14 protein-coding genes and 2 rRNA genes are annotated in these 20,297 nt (G+C 49.8%); 7 read left to right on the top strand and 9 right to left on the bottom strand.

Features of this window, described 5'->3' with window-relative positions; translation table 11 throughout:
- Positions 1 to 190: hypothetical protein (locus CHL74_RS16020; protein ID WP_217901456.1), on the top strand; the 190-nt coding region annotated here is incomplete at its 5' end.
- A gap of 218 nt (positions 191 to 408) precedes the next feature.
- Here the strand turns inward: CHL74_RS16020 and CHL74_RS13110 are convergent.
- Together CHL74_RS13110 and CHL74_RS13115 are read right to left on the bottom strand one after the other, a co-directional pair.
- Complete coding sequence (locus CHL74_RS13110; protein ID WP_094881661.1) at positions 409 to 657, bottom strand: DUF2442 domain-containing protein; 249 nt, start codon at positions 655 to 657, stop codon at positions 409 to 411.
- 226 nt (positions 658 to 883) lie between these two features.
- Positions 884 to 1,810, bottom strand: coding sequence for a helix-turn-helix domain-containing protein (locus tag CHL74_RS13115; protein ID WP_094881662.1), 927 nt, complete (start codon positions 1,808 to 1,810; stop codon positions 884 to 886).
- A gap of 188 nt (positions 1,811 to 1,998) precedes the next feature.
- Here CHL74_RS13115 and CHL74_RS13120 point away from each other — a divergent pair, with 188 nt between their 5' ends.
- The 5 genes from CHL74_RS13120 (at position 1,999) to CHL74_RS16540 (ending at position 8,043) form a co-directional block, all read left to right on the top strand.
- Positions 1,999 to 3,438: a TolC family protein gene (locus CHL74_RS13120; RefSeq protein ID WP_094881663.1), complete on the top strand. Its 1,440-nt coding sequence runs from the start codon at positions 1,999 to 2,001 to the stop codon at positions 3,436 to 3,438.
- 54 nt (positions 3,439 to 3,492) lie between these two features.
- Complete coding sequence (locus CHL74_RS13125; protein ID WP_094881664.1) at positions 3,493 to 4,503, top strand: HlyD family secretion protein; 1,011 nt, start codon at positions 3,493 to 3,495, stop codon at positions 4,501 to 4,503.
- 20 nt (positions 4,504 to 4,523) lie between these two features.
- Entirely contained in the window at positions 4,524 to 5,699 is a 1,176-nt protein-coding gene (locus CHL74_RS13130) for an ABC transporter permease (RefSeq protein WP_440424455.1), read from the top strand.
- Positions 5,699 to 6,913 carry an ABC transporter permease gene (locus CHL74_RS13135; protein ID WP_094881666.1) on the top strand — a complete coding sequence of 405 codons (1,215 nt, stop codon included), beginning with the start codon at positions 5,699 to 5,701 and terminating at the stop codon, positions 6,911 to 6,913. The genes CHL74_RS13130 and CHL74_RS13135 overlap by 1 nt, the downstream gene beginning before the upstream one ends.
- A gap of 242 nt (positions 6,914 to 7,155) precedes the next feature.
- Positions 7,156 to 8,043 carry a patatin-like phospholipase family protein gene (locus CHL74_RS16540; RefSeq protein WP_094881667.1) on the top strand — a complete coding sequence of 296 codons (888 nt, stop codon included), beginning with the start codon at positions 7,156 to 7,158 and terminating at the stop codon, positions 8,041 to 8,043.
- Positions 8,044 to 8,916: 873 nt separating this feature from the next.
- Here CHL74_RS16540 and CHL74_RS13145 read toward each other — a convergent pair.
- Positions 8,917 to 10,947, bottom strand: coding sequence for a M13 family metallopeptidase (locus CHL74_RS13145; RefSeq protein WP_094881668.1), 2,031 nt, complete (start codon positions 10,945 to 10,947; stop codon positions 8,917 to 8,919).
- Between the two features lie 220 nt (positions 10,948 to 11,167).
- On the opposite strand from CHL74_RS13145, the gene CHL74_RS13150 reads away from it, so the two are divergent.
- Positions 11,168 to 11,890 (top strand): Bax inhibitor-1/YccA family protein, encoded by a 723-nt coding sequence (locus CHL74_RS13150; RefSeq protein ID WP_094881669.1) that lies wholly within the window; start codon positions 11,168 to 11,170, stop codon positions 11,888 to 11,890.
- Positions 11,891 to 12,092: 202 nt separating this feature from the next.
- Here the strand turns inward: CHL74_RS13150 and CHL74_RS13155 are convergent, their stop codons facing one another.
- The 6 genes from CHL74_RS13155 to CHL74_RS13180 all read right to left on the bottom strand — a co-directional run.
- A complete protein-coding gene (locus tag CHL74_RS13155; protein WP_094881670.1) occupies positions 12,093 to 13,997 on the bottom strand; it encodes an AAA domain-containing protein in 1,905 nt (634 codons plus the stop codon).
- 182 nt (positions 13,998 to 14,179) lie between these two features.
- Positions 14,180 to 15,967, bottom strand: coding sequence for a T9SS type A sorting domain-containing protein (locus CHL74_RS13160; RefSeq protein ID WP_141241340.1), 1,788 nt, complete (start codon positions 15,965 to 15,967; stop codon positions 14,180 to 14,182).
- Between the two features lie 59 nt (positions 15,968 to 16,026).
- Positions 16,027 to 17,835, bottom strand: coding sequence for an Omp28-related outer membrane protein (locus tag CHL74_RS13165; protein WP_094881672.1), 1,809 nt, complete (start codon positions 17,833 to 17,835; stop codon positions 16,027 to 16,029).
- A gap of 51 nt (positions 17,836 to 17,886) precedes the next feature.
- Positions 17,887 to 19,674 (bottom strand): Omp28-related outer membrane protein, encoded by a 1,788-nt coding sequence (locus CHL74_RS13170; RefSeq protein WP_094881673.1) that lies wholly within the window; start codon positions 19,672 to 19,674, stop codon positions 17,887 to 17,889.
- Positions 19,675 to 19,941: 267 nt separating this feature from the next.
- Positions 19,942 to 20,054: ribosomal RNA gene (gene rrf, locus CHL74_RS13175) — 5S ribosomal RNA — on the bottom strand.
- Positions 20,055 to 20,125: 71 nt separating this feature from the next.
- Positions 20,126 to 20,297, bottom strand: a 23S ribosomal RNA gene (locus tag CHL74_RS13180); the annotation flags it as partial.

The raw sequence follows: 20,297 nt of genomic DNA on the forward strand, positions 1-20,297 counted from the left end.
TCCTATAATTCTGATGATGCCGCTTCGCCTTAATTTGGCAGATAAGGACAGACGAGTTAATTTCAATTTTAAACAAAGATTGGAGGAAGGAAGACACCGTCACATTAAGGAATGGACGGATGAAAACCTTTCTCCAAATTTGGTGGTCAAGCGCATCAATACTATAGGTAAAAAATGCGCAGGATTTTAAAGCGATTTTGAACACCCTACCCTATGAGGCTTGTTTTGCTCCGTAATTCATTGCACATTCCGCTTCATAGTAGCGTAATCTACAGAGTGTCAGCACATTGTCGCTGCACGCTCAAAACTCAAGAATTTCGCACCAAAGATTTTGTTGTGCGCCGAACTCATAGTATTGAGCATCAGAAATGCAAATATTGTCAGGCAGACTAACCGCCAAACAGGAATTTATGCAGCCTTGCCGTATTCATAAATGCTATCGCTGGCAAGGTCGATTTCGTCATTCCAATATACACACGTACGACTTGAGTCTAAACGTGCTTGCTTGAAGAGTCCATAGACATCAATCAATGCACGAAATGAAGGAAGCGTCTTAATGTCATCTTTCACATCGTAAAAAACTTTATATCCATCATCAAATTCAACGAAGTGGATATAATCATCGAGAACTGATATTTTCTTAATCCTTGGTATCATAATGGTGGAATCTAACTATTTCAGGCATAACGTATCTGATTTTTAATGTTTTACAGCGTAAAAATAGACAAAATATCTTTATTCTCCAAACAACTCCAAGACTTTAACGTTTGTTTAGTATGGACAACAAGCTATAGTGTGAATTCAACAATAGCTAACAACAAATTCTATCAGCCTTGGTGCTGCGGAGGCAGGAGACCTCCGCTACTATATGAGTGGGACGCCCCTATTCATCGTCCTGACTCCCCTGCTGCAACGATTCCTTCTTCCTGCCCTTCCTTCTTCTGAATTCTGTAGGCGAACAGCCGAGGTGTGCCCTTACGAATCTTCCGAAGAAGGAGAGGTTAGGGAATCCCAGATAATTTGAAATCTCCTTTATGCTCATGTCCGAATGCGACAAAAGACGGTTGACGTCTTCCACGGCATATTCAATGATCCATTCGTAGGCTGTCTTTCCGCTATTCTCCTTACATATAGTTGTAAGGTACTTGCCGGTTATGCACAACTGGCTGCTGTAAAATTCCAGCTTTCTTGGCTTTACATCCAAGGAGGTGAGCAGTTCAATGAATTGCTTGAACAGCACACTACTCCTTGATATGTGAATGGCTGTACGCTCCGGTTCGGCCTGCTCTATGACTGTCATCAGGCAGAAAAGGAACGAGCTGACCAGATATCCTACAATCTGCCTCTTGTACTTGGAGCTCTCCTTCAGCAACTGCTCGGACAACAAGGCATGATATTTCTCGAATGTGCTCATCGTCGGCTCGTCAATATGGATGATGGGCTTGTTCTTCAGGTAGAAAGACATGTCGAGCACATCGCTAATGTGCAGCATCTTACGCGCCACCTTAGCCGACAGACATACAGCCTTTGCCGTGAAGTCGAAGCTGAAGAGACAGTCGTTCAGAATGGTGTTCGGCTGGCAGATGATGATGTCGTTGCAGGAAGCCGTGGAGTCCACCTCGTTTGCCTTCATCGCCACGCGACCCGACTTCACCACTATAATAAGAAGAAAGTCGAGCTTTATGGTCTGCAACTTCGAGAAGTTGCGCAAGTCATCTATTATAACAACATCATTGTCTGCATAGTCGACAAATTCACTATTTGTCAACTGATTGATGTCCTTTGTGTCTATATTGTCGAATGTTGCCATATTGGGAATATTAATATTTATCGGCAAATTTAGCAATAAACTGTCGTATTTAGTAGCGAAACAGGCGAAATTAATGTCCTGTCAAGGAACAGGTTCTGCAATGAGACATTTAGCATGCACATTTGGACACCTACGAGTGTTCAAATGGTAGTAATTTTGTCGTGCTAATAAAAAAGTAAGATAACACAATGAAGAAAAAAGTATTTATGCTTGGACTGCTGTCGCTTGCCGTTGTCAATGCACATGCCATCGGCAACTACTGGCCGCTCGACTCGTTGAGAGCGCGGGCTGTGAGCAACAACAAGACGCTTCTTATGGAAGAGCAGAACAAGGTGGCAGCACATTACACACACAAGTCTGCCACGACAAACTTCCTGCCCAAGATTTCTGCCACGGGGGCATATATGTATACCAGCCGTGAGCTGTCGCTGCTTAGCGATGAGCAGAAACACACATTATCCAATATAGGAACAGGTCTTTCGGCGTTGGTGCCCGACCTTGCCCCGATGAGTTCGCATCTCAATTCGGCTGGTCAGGGGCTGGTGGACGCCTTACACACCGACACACGCAACGCCGGCGTGGTGGCGGTGACACTCACCCAACCTTTATATATGGGAGGGAAGATACGTGCGTATAACAAGATAACCGAATATGCCGAACTGGCTTCAGGAACGATGTATGACAAGACTCTGCAGGACATCATTGTGGAGGTGGACGATGCCTACTGGAACTTAGTGGCGCTGCACAGCAAGAAGAAGCTTGCCGAAGGCTATAAGGCACTGGTGGAGAAGCTGGAGAGCGATGTGGAGAAACTCGTGGAGGAAGGCATGGCTACGAAGGCTGACCTGCTGAGCGTGAAGGTGAAGGTGAACGAAGCGGGCGTGACGCTCATTCAGGTGAACAACGGCATTGAGCTGTCACGGATGAATCTCTGCCGTATATGCGGACTGGACATGGACGAGCCTATAGACGTGGAAGACGACATGGACGACAAGGCGCAGACGGACGAAGCGATAGGAAACGCCGAACTTGCCAGCCGGGACGCGGACTATTTGGTGGAGCAAGCCGAAAGCAACCGCAAGGAACTTCAGGCACTTGACCTTAAAAACAAGATATATGACGAGAAGATAAAGCTGGCGCGGGCGGAATATCTGCCCAAGCTGGCGCTGATGGGAGGATACATGGCAAGCAACCCTTCGGTATTCAACAGTTTCGAGCGTAAGATGAAAGGAATGTGGAACGTAGGCGTGACGCTTAACGTGCCGATACTTACGTGGGGAGACCGCTCATACAAGGTGAAGGCGGCAAAGGCAGAAGCCTCGATGCACAGATATGAGACGGAAGAGGTGAGAGAGAAGATAGAGCTACAAGTCAACCAGTGCAGGCAGAAGCTGCAGGAAAGCCTGGAGCGATATCAGACCACGGTACGCAGCGTGGACGAGGCGGAAGAAAACCTACGCTATGCCAATCATGGCATGAAGGAAGGAGTGGTGACGCTGAGCAACGTGATGGAGGCACAGACAGCATGGCTGAAGGCAAAGTCAGAATGGGTGAACGCCCAGGTGGACGTACGCCTTGCCAGCCTGTATCTGAGAAAGGCCATCGGCGACATCAACACACAAATATAAAAGACACAATACCCTCACATATATAAGAATCGTTTAATCAGAAAACATATAGAAATGAAAAAGAACAAGATTTTCACCAACATACTGGCATCGGCTCTGGTGCTGATTGCCGTAATCGTAGTGGTCATCACTGTGGGACTGTTCCGCACCGGTCAGGAGGAAACGCTCGAAGGACAGGCAGAAACCACCGACTATCGTCTGTCGTCAAAAGTGCCGGCACGTGTGCTGGAGATAAGAGTGAAGGAAGGCGACTTCGTCCACAAAGGCGACACGCTCGTCGTGCTTGAGGCACCGGACGTGGAGGCAAAGCTGTCACAGGCCAATGCCGCATACGATGCCGCCAAAGCCATGGAAGAGAAAGCACATAACGGCGCACGTCAGGAAGACATCCAGGCTGCCTACGAGATGTGGCAGAAGGCGAAAGCTGCCGTGGAGGTGACGGAGAAGACCTACAACCGTGTGGAGCGTCTCTTCGAAAGCGGAGTGATGGCAGAGCAGAAGCGCGACGAGGCAAAGGCACAGTACGACGCTGCCGTAGCCACCGAAAAGGCAGCCAAAGCCAAGTATGACATAGCTGTGAACGGAGCGCGAAAAGAAGACAAGAGCATGGCGCAGGCGCAGGCAGAACGCGCAAAGGGAGCCATCGCCGAAGTAAGCTCCTACATCAACGAGACCGTACTGACAGCCACTGCCGACGGACAGATAACAGAGATATTCCCCGAAGTGGGCGAGCTTGTCGGCACGGGTGCTCCCATCATGAGCGTATCGGTGGTAAGCGACGTGTGGTTCACTTTCAACATTCGTGAGGACAAGCTGAAGGGATATGCCATCGGCACCCAGGCAGAGGTGTATGTGCCTGCCGTGGACAAGACCATCCCCGTGCGCATCACGCTGATGAAGGACGTGGGAACCTTTGCCGTATGGAAAGCCACAAAGGCTCTTGACGACCTCGACCTCAAGACCTTTGAGGTGCAGGCGCATCCGTTGAAGCCGACGGACGGCGTACTGTCAGGAATGTCGGCTGTACTGAGAATGCCCGAACCAGCTAAGAACACCAGCAAATAAAAAAAACAAGCATCATGAACATCACAAGCAAGACAATCAGAAGGCTCGCCATGATAGGCCGAAGGGAGCTGAAGATGTATTCGCATCGCCCGCTCTTCCTCTTCTGCATGATCATTGCGCCGCTGTTCTGTCTTATATACCTTACCTCGCTGATGGGCGAAGGCTTGCCTACAAAGCTGCCGGCGGCAATGGTGGACGAGGACAACACACACATCACGCACACCATCACCCGCATACTCGGGTCGATGGAGGAGGTGAAGCTCGTCCGTCACTACTCCAGCTTCGGCGAGGCAAGAAAGGCTATGCAGCGAGGCGAAATATACGGATTCTTCTATCTGCCGAAGAAAACCACCGAGAAGGCACTGGCAAGCCGCCAGCCGCGCATATCGTTCTATACCAACGAATGTTATTACGTGCCGGGCAACCTGCTGATGCGCGACATGCGCTACGCTTCCGAACTCACCGGACTGGCACTGACCCGTGAGAAGCTCTACGCCCACGGCATGACGGAACGACAGGCAATGGGCGTCATACAGCCCATCAAGGTGGAGACGCACCCGCTCAACAATCCATACCTCGACTATTCGGTGTATCTCAACAACATGCTCATTCCCGGCATCTTCATCCTGCTGGTGATGCTGTCAGCGGCTTACACCATTGGCATAGAATGGAAACGTGATACGCAGCTCGTGCTTTATCGCATTTCGGGCAAGTCGCCGTTTACGGCACTCGTGGGCAAGCTGCTGCCGCAGACGCTCGTGTTCTGGCTCATAGCCATCCTCTATGCTGTCTGCTTCTACCGCTACCTGCAGTTCCCCTGCAACAGCGGCATACTGCCGATGATACTCATCGGAATGCTTACGGTGTTGGGAGCGCAGGGGCTTGCCGCCTTCATCTTCGGCGTATGCGGACAGATGCGTCTGTCGATGTGTCTCTGCTCGCTTTGGGGCATATTGTCGTTCTCGCTCGCAGGCTTCACATTCCCCGTGACGGCAATGGACGGCATACTGCAGAAGCTGTCTGTGCTCTTCCCACTGCGCCATTACTATCTGCTATACGTCAATCAGGCTCTCAACGGATACAGCATCGTGTACGCTTGGCACAGCTTGCTGGCAATGGTGGTTTTCGCAATGTTGCCGCTGCTCACGCTCCGCCACTATCACAGTCTGTTCCTCAACCATAAATATGTACCATAATGAAAAGAACGCTCATTAACATTATTCAGATATGGATGACGGAGATGAAGGAAATCCTGCGCGACAAGGGCATAATGATTTTCATCATTTTCGTACCGCTATGCTACCCGCTGCTCTATTCGTATGTATATACCAACGAGGTGGTGCGCGACGTACCGTTTGCGGTGATTGACGACTGCAACAGTACGATGAGCCGTGAGTTTGTCCGTAAGATGGACGCCACACCCGACGCAAGGATCGTGGCACGATGCAATGACGTGGCAGAGGCGCAACAGCTGCTGAAGGAAAGCAAGATATACGGAGTGCTGCGCATTCCCAAGACATTCAGTCACGACATCTGGCGCGGCGAGCAGACCACCGTGGGACTATACTGCAGCATGAGCTCGCTGCTTTACTATAAGGCGCTGCTTCTGGCTGCCAACAACGTATCGCTGGATATGAACCGCGACATAAAAGTGGAGAAATACCTGCACCCTTCAACACGCGAAGACGAAGAAATATCGCGTATGCCTATAGAGTATGACTACGTCAGCCTGTATAATCCGCAAAGCGGTTTCGCGGCATTCCTCATTCCGCCCGTACTGATGCTCATCATTCAGCAGACGCTGTTTCTGGGCATAGGCATGTCGATGGGCAACCAACGCGAGAAGTGTCTGGCACACATGCTGCCCAAACACAAGTGGTATAGGCGCCCGTTCGACATCGTTATGGGTAAGACCATATTCTACTTTGTGCTCTATCTGCTCATGGCAATATACATGTATACCGCCGTGACAAAATGGTTCGGACTGCCTGATCTCGGCGACTATTGGGTGTTCCTGCGGTTTATCATCCCGTACATCCTGGCATGCATATTCATGGCAATGGTGCTGTCGGTGCTGGTCTACAGAAGGGAGGACTGCATCATGCTGTTCGTCTTTCTCTCCGTGCCGCTGCTCTTCATGTCGGGCATCTCTTGGCCGAGATCAGAGATACCGGTGTTCTGGAAATACGTGTCATGGCTGTTCCCCTCCACGTTCGGCATGAACGGCTATCTGCGCATCATGGGCAACGGCGCTTCCATAGCGGACGTGCATCATGAGTATGTCGGTCTGTGGTGTCAGGTGGTGGTGTATGCCACACTGGCGTGCGTCATGTACGGCTTGCGACTGAAAGCCATCGTAAAGAGATTGTCATCTGCGGATACACGCATGAAAATCTATAAAGGGAGATAAATTTCAGTATTCATACCTTTTTACTTTTTTATTTACTTGGATGTGTTCCACCAGCCCTGATTTGTAATTCCAGCAATACAGAGGTTGGTGGAACTTTCTAATCAGTAAAAAAGGGCATCTTTTTATTCGCAAAAAATGTATCATTACGGAACGATTTGTTCGGTTTAACATTTATTTCGTACTTCAATCCAATTTCTATTGCTAACTTTACCGTCTGAATCGAAAAACAAAATAATATCCGGATGAAGATGACAAAGGAACATAGCGCAACACAATCCTCCCAATCGCCCACCGGCCTCGTTCTTGAAGGAGGCGGCTTGAGAGCGATGTTCACAAGCGGAGTACTGGACGTATTCATGCAGAACGACATCAGATTTGACGCCGCTGTCGGCGTTTCGGCTGGAGTGCTGTTCGGCTGCAACTACAAGTCGAACCAACCTGGCAGAGCCTTAAGATACAACATAAGATTCAAGGACAATCCGGAATATATGAGCTGGAAGTCGCTGTTCAGAACCGGCAACTACGTCAACGAGCGCTTCTCCTACCACCTGCTGCCGCACGTTTACGACCCGATGGACTTCGATGCATACAGAGAGAACCCTATGAGGTTCTACGCCGTATGTACGGACATAGAAGAAGGATGTCCGGTATATCATGAGATTGACGATGCTGACGGCATCGGACTGAGATGGATGCAGGCTTCGGCTTCCATGCCGGTGTTCGCAAAGCCGGTGGAGATAGACGGTCGGCATTATCTGGACGGAGGAATAACGGACAGCATTCCGTTGAAGTTCATTCAAGGAAAAGGCTACAGAAAGAATGTCGTAATCCTTACTCAGCCGTTAGACTTCAAGAAGAAAAAGGCGCATGTAGGACTCGCCATGAAGATGTTTCTGAAGCAATATCCCAAGGTGGCGCAGCTGATGGCAAGACGACATATTATGTATAACGACGAACTGGACTACATCCACTCTGAACTTCAGAAAGGCGACACCTTCCTCATCTGTCCCGACGAAAAGCTCAACATCGGCAGTCTCAGCCTCAAGGAGGACAAGATGAGAAGGGTGTACGAAGCAGGAGTGGAAAAAGCCATGTCGCTCCTTCCGCAAATCAGGGAGTTTATAGAATGATTTCCAACAGTCGCTTCAAGCCGTACCACTCAATCTATATAACAAGTAGCGGTAGGCAAACCGCTAAACAGGAATTTATCAGCGAGGTAACTGTGTTAGGCAGTGCTTTGACAAAAACCTTTATCCACATACCTTTTGTTGGCACACCCTTCGGGTTCATGGTATCGTTTGGTGAATGGGATTTACGAGAGCGTTGCTCTCGACACCCATCCTCCAAACGATATCATGAGTGATGCTGGAGCATCACTGTGCCAACAAAAGGAAAAACATAAAAAACACAAGGTAACAAAAAGGTAAAGTACTTTTATGTACGAATTAAGCAGAAAACAGTTTGTGTTTTTCTTTGTTTTTTCCGATTATGGGCGCGTGCTGTGCACAAATAAAAGGCTTTACATTAGGTTGTCGAGAACTGGTTCTCGTAAGACCTAATGTAAAGCCTTTTATTTAAATCCGATAGGATTTGCGCACATAAGCGGATTGTGGATAAAGGTTTTTGTCAAAGCACTGCCTACCGCAGCAAACTCACCGCTAAACTGCAATTTACAGCTGCAAAGGCAAACATAGGAGGCTATGGCGTCTCGCCGTAGCCACGCACCCTCCCATAGCAGAAACGCCAATCAGCGCCGTGTCCCGAGGGGACACGTATTCATCAGAAACCCACTACAGAACCCGCAGCTCATGTATTATCTCACCGCTAAACTGCAATTAATATATCAATAACTGGCAATTCACAGCCAACTGAGGTAACGAAATGCAACCAACTGAGGCCTCCATTCCTTCATGATATATGAAAAAAAAATCCGCAACTCCAAATTAATGGTGTTGCGGATTATTTTGTTTACTGAACTTTAGCAAGTTCAATTGTTTTATTTATTACCAGATGTGGGCACGCTTCTTCTTGTCGAGGAAGAGCTTGTCACCCTTCTTCACGTTGAATGCCTTATACCAAGCATCAATCTGCGGGAGAGCTGCGTTAACGCGAGCCTCAGCAGGTGAGTGGGGGTCGGTCTTGATCTGACGGTCTACGAACTCTGGACGAGCGTTGCCTGCCCATACATTAGCCCATGAGAGGAAGAAACGCTGCTCAGGTGTGAAACCGTCGATGGTCTTGTTGAGAGCAGGGTTGGCCTTGAGGTCGTTCTGGAGAGCGCGGAAAGCGATGTTCAGACCGCCGTTGTCACCGATGTTCTCACCGAGAGTGAGCTTACCGTTGATCTTCTTGCCGGGGAGAGCCTCGACAGAAGAGAAGAAGTCGACGAGAACCTTTGTGCGAGCCTCGAAGTTCTTCTTGTCAGCAGCTGTCCACCAGTCGTTCTGGTTGCCGTACTTGTCGAACTGCGAGCCCTGGTCGTCGAAGCCGTGAGACATCTCATGACCGATTACGCCACCGATGCCACCATAGTTGACAGCGTCGTCAGCATTGGGATCGAAGAACGGCGGCTGCAGGATGGCTGCCGGGAAGCAGATCTCGTTGGTTGTGGGGTTATAGTAAGCGTTGACAGTCTGCGGAGTCATCTGCCATTCTGCCTTGTCCACCGGCTTGTTTACCTTGCGGTTGATATAGTCGTGTGAGAGGAACTCAGCCACGTTGCACATGTTCTCGAAGAGAGAGAGCTTCTCGTCAATCTGCAGACCGCTGAAGTCGCGCCATGTGTCAGGATAGCCCACCTTTACGATGAAGTTAGAGAGCTTGTCCTTTGCCTGCTCCTTTGTTGCGGGAGACATCCATGTGGCCTCGTCGATGCGCTGTGCAAGAGCTGTCTGAAGGTTCTTTACGAGGCGAAGCATGTGCTGCTTGGACGACTCGGGGAAGTACTTCTCTACGTAGAGCTTGCCGATGGGCTCGCCGAGCACGCCGCTCACAAGAGCTGTGGCACGCTTCCAGCGGGGACGATCCTGCTGTGCACCTGAGAGAACGCTGCCGAACTCGAACTCTGCAGCGCGGAACTTGTCGTCGAGCTTGCCGGCAGCGCTGCTTACGGCGTGAGCCTCAGCGTATGCCTTGAGGTCGTCGAGCGACTCCTCTGCGAGAATCTTCTCCACCTCGCGGATAGGCTCAGGCTGGCCTACGTCGATGTGTGAGAACGGAGGGAAGCCCTGTGCGAGGAAGAGGTTGCCCCAGTCGATGCCGGGATAATCATTTACCAGCTGGTTGTATGTGATCTTATGATAGTTGGCCTGTACGTCACGGAGCTGCACCTGAGAGTAGCTTGCCTTGGCGATGCGTGTCTCGATGCGCATTGTTGCCTCTGCCTTCTTCTGTGCTGTAGCAGCGTCGTTGCCAGCAAGTGTGAGGATGGCGGTGAGGAACTTAACGTAAGCGTCACGCACACCCTTCACCTGAGCGTCGTCAGAGAGATAGTAGTCGCGTTCGCCAAGACCAAGACCGCCCTGACCAATTCCTACGAGGTTGTTGGCAGCGTCCTTCTGGTCTGCACCTACGCCCATGCCGAACATCATGCAAGAGATGCCGCGTGCGTCGAGCTGTGAGGTTACGAGCTGATAGTCGCGACGGTTCTGGATGTCAGCAATCTTCTTGAGGACGGGCTGTATAGGAGCAGCTCCCTCACGGTTGCGGCGTACGCTGTCCATAGCGAGATTGTAGAGCGAACCGATCTTCTGACCCAGTGTGCCCTGTGCCTGAGGCTTGGACGAATACTCCTGAATGAGTTCGAGGATGCGCTTCTGGTTCATCTCATCGAGGTCGGTGAAAGAACCGTTGCGTGCATGCTCTGCATCAAGCGGATGGGCCTTGCGCCAGCCACCGATGGCATACTCGTAGAAGTCGTTACCCGGCTTAACGGATAAATTCATGTTGGCACGGTCGATGCCCGCTGTGCCTTGTGCGCTTGCTGACATAGTTGCTGTCAGAGATAGCGCGAAAATAAGAGCTTTTACGTTCATATGATTACATTAATAAGTTCTGATTCCTTACAAGTTGATAGATTATAGGTCATTTGACTGCAAATATACTTATTTTACTATACACAATGGCACTTTATTTACAAATGTTAACCTTTAAAGCATCCGATTTAATAATACGTAAAAATATGGCACCTTGTTTGCACAATAATACCATATATGATAATTTTGTATTGGTAAAAATTAAAACAACAAGACAACTATGAAACAAGAAAACTGGTATGACGTCGACACCGCCCGTGGTGGCGACTTCTCGCTCTCCAATGCCTTCCCCATTCTGATGCGTAAGGTGTTCGTATGGATGACATTGGCTCTCGCCATAACTGGCATTACTGCCTACGGCGTGGCTTCTTCGCCAACTCTGGTGGGAATGATATTCTCCAGCAAAGTGATGTTCTGGGGACTCATCATCGCTGAATTCGGACTCGTAATGGCTATCAGCGGAGCCATCAACCGTCTCTCGCTTGCCACAGCCACCCTGCTCTTCATTCTATATTCGGTGGTGAACGGTGCAACTTTGTCAGTGGTGTTCCTCGCTTACTCCACCACGGTAATAGCCAAGACGTTCTTTATTACGGCGGGCACGTTCGGTGCGATGGCGCTCGTGGGCTACACCACGAAGACTGACCTGACCTCCATCGGCAAGCTGCTGTTTATGGCGCTCATCGGCATTATCATCGCCTCAGTGGTGAACATCTTCGTAGGAAGCTCTGGTCTTGACCTCATCATCAGCTACGTAGGCGTGCTGGTCTTCGTAGGTCTGACCGCTTACGACACGCAGAAGATAAAGGAGATGTGCCGTATAGCTCCGGATGCTGGCGAAAGCATGCAGAAGCTTGCGCTCCTCGGTTCGCTCTCGCTCTATCTCGACTTCGTCAACCTCTTCCTCTATCTGCTCCGCATCTTCGGAAACAATAAGGACTAAAATAGTTGAGAGTTGATACAGTTGATACAGTTGAGAGTTGAGAAATTAGAGTTGAGAGTTATGATTACCTTTGATGTTATATAAAAATAATCAAGGGATAAAGCTAAAAAACATATCATAACTCTCAACTCTAAATTCTCAACTCTCAACTGTATCAACTCTCAACTTTATCAACTCTCAACTTTATCAACTCTCAACTTTATCAACTCTCAACTTTTAACTGCCCCACATACTCATACAGCTTTTTATAGAACGGATGCGAGGTCATTGTCTCGGACGATCCTAAGATGATGAGCTTCATGCGGGCTCGTGTTATTGCCACGTTCATACGTCTTAGGTCGCGTAGGAATCCGATGTCGCCACCGTCATTGCTGCGGACCAGCGAGATGAGGATGATGTCGCGCTCCTGACCTTGGAAGCCGTCCACGGTGTTGACGGTAAGCAGATGGCGGTAAGGACGGAAGAACTCGCGCTTGCGGAGTTCCTTACGCAACAGCTGCACCTGCGCACGATAAGGCGAAATGATTCCCACGTCTATCGATTCTTCCAGTATACGCTGCTTGCCGATTTTCTCAAGATACTGCTGCAAGGTCTGTAGTGTCAGTTCTGCTTCGGCGCGGTTGATGCGTCCGAAATTCTCACCCACAAATTCTTCCTTGCCGTCGCATTCGGCGGTGTCAATCCACATCATCGGTGTGTCATAATCGAGGATGCCACGGTGACTGACCGTAGGCGCCGACTCCACCATACCATGATAAAACCACTCACTTGAGAACTTCATTATCTGCTCGTTCATGCGATACTGCATCTTCAGCAGAGTTACGGTCTCAGGCTTGTTCTCCACAATGCGCTCCATGAGCGTCTTGCCCAATCCTCCCTTCAAAGCCATAATGCTTTTCACGGTTGGCGGCAACTGGCAATGGTCGCCGGCAAGTATCACGCGTCCTGCCTTACGGATGGCTATCCAGCACGCTGCCTCAAGTGCCTGTGCAGCCTCGTCAATGAAGAGTGTGGAGTATTTCTCGCCTTCAAGCACACGGTTGGCAGCTCCAGTAAGCGTGGAGGCGATGACACGTGCCTCACCGAAAAGGGAAGAGCGGATGCGCAGTTCCAGCTCCGTAGCCCTACTCTTGAGGCGGTCCATCTTCTGATGCCATGAGTCGGCATGCTTGCGTTGCTGACGTAGCTCGCGGATTGCCTTGCGGATGCTCCACAGCTGGGGATAGTCGGGATGAGCCTCAAAGCGCCGTTCGTATGTGAAAGAGAGCATCTTATCGTTCACACGGGTGGGATTGCCGATGCGGAGGACGTTTATGCCACGGTCGACAAGCTTCTCCGATATCCAGTCTACAGCCATATTGCTCTGTGCACATACCAGCACCTGACTCTCACGTCGCAGGGTCTCGAAGATGGCTTCCACGAGCGTGGTGGTCTTACCGGTTCCTGGAGGACCATGCACCACGGCTACATCCTTTGCCCACAGCACTTCATTGACGGCTTTCTCCTGAGAGGCGTTAAGCCAAGGAAAGCGCATGGCGTCGAAGGTGTAGCGGGAGGCTGGTACCTTGGTATAGAAGATGTCGCGAAGGTCGGCAAGTCTGCCGCTGCGTGCTCGGATAACACGGTCGAGGGCTTCGAACATAAGACGATAGCTAGTCTCGTCGAAGAAAAGCTGTACGCCAAGCGCATCCTGACGCTGCAGGTCTACAATTCGTCCGCTGTCGGGCAACGCCACCACCATACGGTCTTGCTCGGCATAACTGACGGTAGCGGTGAAGGAGAGATACTGTAGCTTGCTGCCTCCCTTCGTAGCCTTCGCCCCTGCCGTTCCCATGTCGTTCTTAATTGTGAAGAAGCACACTGGGCGACCAGCCTCGAAATTGTGCTCTATGTCCGAACCGGGTTGGCGCATCACCTCCACCACCATCTGGTTGAGCGAATTATAGTAGCTTCTGCCTATGCTTACCGGAAACCAAGCGTCGCCACGGCGCACCTTGCGCTCCACGCCCATTGTCTCCGTCTGCTTGCGAAATTCCTCCTTCTCATGATTGTATTCAATCTCGAGGAGCATGCGCTGGCGCTGAAGTAAGAGTGTCGGATTATCCATTGTATTATATTTTATTTATTGAGCCTACATATAAGAGGCTCAGTAATTTTACCTTAAGAAAAAGGTGTATCGGAACACGCAAGCCATCAGTAGTTGACTTCCGTTTCCGACACACCTATGTTGTTGTCATTCCTTAGAACCTTGTCGCCGATGCGATGGTCTTTAGGATTTTATTATACGCATTAGTAAGCTATACGCTTCACGAAGGTCTGCTTGCCGTTTGTGAGGCGAACGATGTAGATGCCGTGGGCGAGCGACTCGTTGGCGAGGCGCATACCGTTAACGGAGTAAACCTGAATGGTTCCGGCAAAGCCGTCGGCAACCACCTTACCGTTACGGATTTCCACGTCGGGAGCAGGCGAATCTGCCTTCAGGTCTCGGATGGCGCTCAGCGAACCAGTCTTAACGTAAGCCACCTCAGCAGCATTGTCGATACGTCCCGTTGATGTGTCGAGGAGGAGCACCACTACACGGAGATAGTCCTTGCTCTGCACATTGGCAGGAATGTCCAGCTTGGTGGCGTAAGTTACGGTATGGAACTCATCCACATTAGCAGGAATACTATTCTCAATGCCATTCAGCACACCAAAGCCGGCACGTGCGACATGGTCAAGATTGATGGCTGCATGAGAAGGAAGCTTCTCGAAACCACCCATCTGTGCAGACGAGCCATAGTAGTTGTTTGCCTGAGTATAGCCCTTGACGCTGTCCTCAAGGATGGCAAAGGCGAAACGGAACTGAGAATTGCTGTAGCTTGAAAGGAACTGTGCCGTGGCACGTACGTCAATCTGCGAGCCGTCGCCGTCCTCAGGGAATACTGCCTCAAGGTCGACACCTGCCGAGCAACCTGCACCGAGCTGTGCCGAAACGTATGGAGGAGCCTTTGTAGGACCGGGATCGCACTGGTAGCGACGGTCGATGATGCACTTCGGGAAACCTCCACCGATGTTATAATTGTATGTGGATGCCTTCAGTTCGCTTGGCGTGCCACTGTAGCAATGCTTGGCAATGGCGATGAACTTGTCGCCGAAACGCTCATGACATGTACGAATGCCTACGATGCCACGCGGACAGTAACCACACTTAATGCCGGTGAATTCCTCCATTACCACACGCTTTACAGCTTCGGTATTTGGGAAAAGCACGTATGCAGACTGGCTGTTGTTACCAGCAAAAGCGTCAGCCTCGCCGTTTACAGACACAAGGCGCATAGTGTAAGACACCGGCTCTGTGCCGAAAATGGCGTCATGGTCGACAGTTATCTCCGCTTCGCTGCGCTCACCGATGGTCTGTTCGATGTCAGCGAACTTCTCTTCCTCGCCGTTAACGCTGTAGGCAACGCGCACCTTCGTAATCTTCTCTGCCGAGAGATTCAGAATGCGACCGGTCATCTGGAAGGAATTGCCTGAACGTACTGCCACGTTATTCACTCCAGTAAGGGCTGCGTCCATAGGAAGAACGTCGCCTTCCACACGTATGGCGATAGCAAGAGCCTTATCAGGACTGACGGCATTGGTGGCATTGTTCACCCAACCAGATCCTAAGTCAGTCCAGTTGCCGTTGGTGTCATAGCTGTCGCCGACCGACATGGCGGCTGTCTCACCCTTAAACTCATATCCCACATAGAACGCCTCACCGGTTATCTCGTAGGGACTGTCAAACTTAACGGTGTTGTTGCCGCTGCTGGCAAATTCGGCAGTCTTGGTAAGCAGGGGAGCCTCGTCAAGACTGCGTGTCAGGAACACGCTAAGCTCGTCAGTGTTGGCGGAAAGACCGACACGTACGCCCGTTACCTTCTTGCCGACATAGCACTTGGCAAACTCGGCTGGCACATAGATGGCACCCTTACCGGCTACCGCAGTGCCATATCCGTTCAACGTACCTCCGTAATATCTAAGGTATGTGAACTTGGCCTCGGCTGCTGATACAAACAGCAGCACGAGTACCAGTAATGATAATATTCGCTTCATTCTTTCTATTTATGTTTGTATATCTGTCGTTAACGTAACGACTGTCCTAACCATAGAGATTACAGAGCGATGCGCTTCACGAAGGTCTGCTTGCCGTTGGAAGCCTTTACGATGTAGATGCCGCGACCTAAGTTCTGATTAGCGACCTGCTTGCCGTCTACAGTATAAACACGGATGTCGCCATCGAAGCCTGTGCAAACCACCTTGCCGCCAGTAACGCCAATCTCAGGAACGAGCGAGTCGTCGATGTCCGCGATGGCTGTCTCAACGGAAGCCTCACCAACACGTGCCTGAGCAGCGTTCTCAATCAGACCGGTGCGGTTGTTGAAGAGCATTGCAATGACGTTGAGGTTCTTCACGTCACGTACAGAAGCAGGAATAGTGAGAGTCTTTGTGAATGTCACAGGCTCTTCTGCCTTCACTGTTGTAGGAATGCTGTTCTCCAAGCCACGGAAACCGAAGATCTCACGTGCTACGTGCTGCATGTCTACAGCAACTGCACTACCCTCTGTAGAGAAGGGACCAACCTCGTCATAAGGCATACCCTTACAGCCGTTCGACTGATAGTAACCGCTTACATTGTCCTCTGTGAGAACGAAAGAGATGCTATAGTCTGCATTGTTGATGTCAGATACGAAGGTTGTAGTGGCTGTAGCGTTGATGGTGTTACTGTTCACCAGCTCAGACTTCACGTTCACCTCGCCAAGACGAAGGTCACCGCATGTAGCCTGATAAGCTGCCTCAAGGACAGCAGGAATCGGCGATACGTTCATACGCGGGTTGCGGTTAACGTAAGCTGAAGGATAACTTGAGAATGTCAACGCATTGTAAGAAGAGCACTCAAGACCATAACGTCCGTAAGTGTCCTCATTTTTGTGTACGGCGATACCGATGAAGTTGTCAGGATATTTCTCCATCATCTTCTCGAAGCCCCAGATGCCGCGCGGACAATACTGACACCATGTGCCTGTACCCTTCTCCACAACCATGCGATAGAACGGGAAGCGTCCTACAATACCGATAGTTCCTGAAGCTGTGTTGTTTGCCTCATACGGATCTTCTACGCCGTCAACAGTGAGAAGGCGGCATACAACGGTGTGGTTGCCACTCTCTGAAAGTCCCGGGTGCTCAATCTCGAAGCTCTTCGATACACCAGTACCGATCTGCTTGTTTACTTCTGCGATTGTCTCCTCGCCACCGTCGATGCTATAGGCGATGCGGAATACACGGCCCAACTTCGGCGAACGGCTCATAAGCGTACCGCTGATAGTGAAAGGAGTGTCCTTCTTCTGCGCCAGACTGTTCACGTCCAGCAAAGCGAAGTCCTTAGGAAGATTGTCACCCTTGATACGTGCGAAGATGCAGAGAGCAGACGACTTATAGGCAGGATCTGCTGAATAGTTCTTCCATCCGTCTCCAAGGTCCGCCCAGCAGCCGTTCTCGTCATAGAGATCTGAAATGCCAATAGGCGAGTCTGCTGTAGCACTTGTGCAGCTATATCCCACATAGAAACCCTTTTCTGTGATGGTGTACGAACCAGTGGTGAACGAGATGTTCTTCATACCTCTAACGCAGTCCGTCGTGCTCTCTTCGATAATGGGCGAACCATTGAGGTCTTCGGTTACGAAAATCTTCACGTTGGTGGCATTGTTACCGAAACCTACACGCACACCAGTAACCTTTGCTCCCTCATAGATTTTAGCAATCTCAGCAGGAATATAGATGGCACCCTTTGCAGTGGTTGCTTCACCAAAGATATTGGTAACAGAGGATGCGTTACAGTAGCCCCATGATATAGTGTTTGTCTGGGCCTTTGCTGTCAGAACGGCACACAACAGAACTGACAGGAGTAAATGGATTTTCTTCATATGTTAATGGTTCTTTGATTTTTTCTATTAGTTTACTATAAATATATGTGATTACATCACCACGATTTTCTTGACGAATGTCTTCTCTGCGCCGGTGCCACGTACCACGTAAACGCCACGCGAGAGATTCTCGTTGGCAATCTGCTTGCCATCGATGGTGTAAACACAGAGCTTACCATCGAAGCCTTCTGCTACGACAGCGCCTCCTACTACGGCGATGTCAGGTGTCTGTGTAGCGTTAACGTCAGCAATGGCTGTCTCGCCCTGCTCTGTCACCTTCACCTGCACAGCATTCTCAATGCTGCCCTTCTTCTTGTTGATGATGAAAGCCACAACCTTGATGTTGTCTGGGTTGATTACTGTAGAAGGAAGGTCAAGCACTGTAGAGTAGTTGATCGGGTTATACTCGTTCACACTCTGAGGAATACTGTTCTCGATGCCTTCCTTAACGCCATAGCCAGAACGTGCCACATGGTTGAGAGTGACACTGGCAGAGCTTCCCTTACTCTCAAAGCCACCCATCTCTCCGTTCTTGTTTCCTGCGTAAGCATTGTTCTGCTTGTAACCAGTGATGCCATCCTCTACAACTGCGAAAGCAAAACGGTAGTTGGCTTCATTGTCAGCAGCCGTAAACTGTGCTGTGGCGCTGACATTCACGCGGTTCGGATTCTCGGGTACGAAGGTCGCTACAGCATCAAGAGCTACAGAGGTGCCAAGCTCAAGGGCAGCACGAACATTAGCCAATGAATTAGCAGGAACGGGGTCGAATGTAAAGATGCGGTCAACTGTACAATAAGGCCATGTACCGGTAAGATCATAATCGTATGTGGGCGACTTTAATGCCTCAGGAGTCTCCTGATAATAATTATGCTTGGCAATGGCAATGAAGTTATCAGGATACTGCTCTACACACTGGTCGATGGAAACGATACCACGCGGACACCAGCCACAGTTGATACCAGTGAATTCCTCCATGAGGACGCGCTTCACGGCAGAAATGTTTGTAGAGAGTAATGCAAGAGTAGCCGAGTTGTTGCCATCATAAGCATCAGCCTCACCGTCTACAGTTACAAGGCGCACCTTTACAGAATGCTTGCCCTTGCCGTAAACACCATTATGAAGAATCTCAAAGCTTCCTTCACTGCGCTCATTGATGGTTGACTCAAAATCAGCAAACTCCTCTGCACCGCCATCAATTGAATAGCCGATGCGATAAGCGTAAACCTTTGAAGCACTCTGATTGAGCAGACGACCGGTAATCTTGAAAGGAGTATCCTCCTTTACAGCGATATCCTTAACGTCTACAAGGCTGAGGTCAACGGGAAGAGTGGAACCCTCAATACGGGCATAAATGTTTAGTGCTTTTGATGACACGCCGTTGTTCACCCAGCCATCACCGAAGTTTGTCCAGTTGCCATTGCCTGAAACGTTTGTCAGACTGGAGCAACCCAAAGCGTTCTCCATACCCTTATATTCATATCCGATATAAAAGCCCTCACCTGTAATAGTGTAAGGCGAATCGAATTTTACTGCACTGTTAAGTCCAGCAACAGCGATATCAGCCTCCTTAGTAGCAATGGGAGCACCATTCAAGTCTGTAGAGATAAAGACAGACATAGACTGTACATTGGCAGCAAGGCCAACACGCACACCAGTAACTGTCTTGCCGACATAGCACTGCGCCAACTCGGCAGGGATGTAGATAGCAGCCTTGCCTGCTGTGGCAGCACCATTCTGCGACGAAATGGTCTTGTCGCCATAACCCCAATAAGTAAACTTAGCCTGAGCCGCACTGACACAGAGCAGCAAAAGCATAATAAGGGAGTAGAATTTCTTCATATTCAATAAGATGTATTAATAGTAAATTTCAGTGTTTTGTCTAAACGTTAATAAGATATGTAGTATGCATCGGCAAATTTACAACTTATTTTTTGAAATATAACCAACTGATAGACAAAAAGAGAGGAGGCTATAATAAAAAAAATAAAAACCCAAGGAAAATACAAATCTTGTACTTCATGTCTTTCTGACAAAAGATCATATACTTCACGTCAGGGCACAAAAAAAGGTCTCCAAAGTCGTTGGACCTTGAAGACCTCAAGTAAAAGAAGGCAGCCACCTACTCTCCCGCATTGCATTGCAGTACCATCGGCGCAAACGGGTTTAACTTCTCTGTTCGGAATGGGAAGAGGTGGGACACCGCCGCAATAACCGCCTAAAATAGGGTTAGACACGTTGATATAGCAAAAACTGTTGTTAAAGTTGTCAACAACTGAAAGCACGACTACTTGTAAAGAAAGTCTCGGGCAATTAGTACTGCTCGGCTTTGACGTCGCCGTCTTTACACCTGCAGCCTATCTACGTCGTCGTCTACAACGACCCTCAATGGAGTTCTCATCTTGCGGATGGCTTCGCACTTAGATGCTTTCAGCGCTTATCCTAACCAGACTCGGATACCCAGC

Source organism: Prevotella sp. 885, assembly GCF_002265625.1.
Classification (GTDB): domain Bacteria; phylum Bacteroidota; class Bacteroidia; order Bacteroidales; family Bacteroidaceae; genus Prevotella.

Bases quoted from the DNA above. Each gene is read 5' to 3' on its own strand.
- CHL74_RS13110 (WP_094881661.1), bottom strand. From the start codon at position 657: ATGATACCAAGGATTAAGAAAATATCAGTTCTCGATGATTATATCCAC.
- CHL74_RS13115 (WP_094881662.1), bottom strand. From the start codon at position 1,810: ATGGCAACATTCGACAATATAGACACAAAGGACATCAATCAGTTGACA.
- CHL74_RS13120 (WP_094881663.1), top strand. From the start codon at position 1,999: ATGAAGAAAAAAGTATTTATGCTTGGACTGCTGTCGCTTGCCGTTGTC.
- CHL74_RS13125 (WP_094881664.1), top strand. From the start codon at position 3,493: ATGAAAAAGAACAAGATTTTCACCAACATACTGGCATCGGCTCTGGTG.
- CHL74_RS13135 (WP_094881666.1), top strand. From the start codon at position 5,699: ATGAAAAGAACGCTCATTAACATTATTCAGATATGGATGACGGAGATG.
- CHL74_RS16540 (WP_094881667.1), top strand. From the start codon at position 7,156: ATGAAGATGACAAAGGAACATAGCGCAACACAATCCTCCCAATCGCCC.
- CHL74_RS13145 (WP_094881668.1), bottom strand. From the start codon at position 10,947: ATGAACGTAAAAGCTCTTATTTTCGCGCTATCTCTGACAGCAACTATG.
- CHL74_RS13150 (WP_094881669.1), top strand. From the start codon at position 11,168: ATGAAACAAGAAAACTGGTATGACGTCGACACCGCCCGTGGTGGCGAC.
- CHL74_RS13155 (WP_094881670.1), bottom strand. From the start codon at position 13,997: ATGGATAATCCGACACTCTTACTTCAGCGCCAGCGCATGCTCCTCGAG.
- CHL74_RS13160 (WP_141241340.1), bottom strand. From the start codon at position 15,967: ATGAAGCGAATATTATCATTACTGGTACTCGTGCTGCTGTTTGTATCA.
- CHL74_RS13165 (WP_094881672.1), bottom strand. From the start codon at position 17,835: ATGAAGAAAATCCATTTACTCCTGTCAGTTCTGTTGTGTGCCGTTCTG.
- CHL74_RS13170 (WP_094881673.1), bottom strand. From the start codon at position 19,674: ATGAAGAAATTCTACTCCCTTATTATGCTTTTGCTGCTCTGTGTCAGT.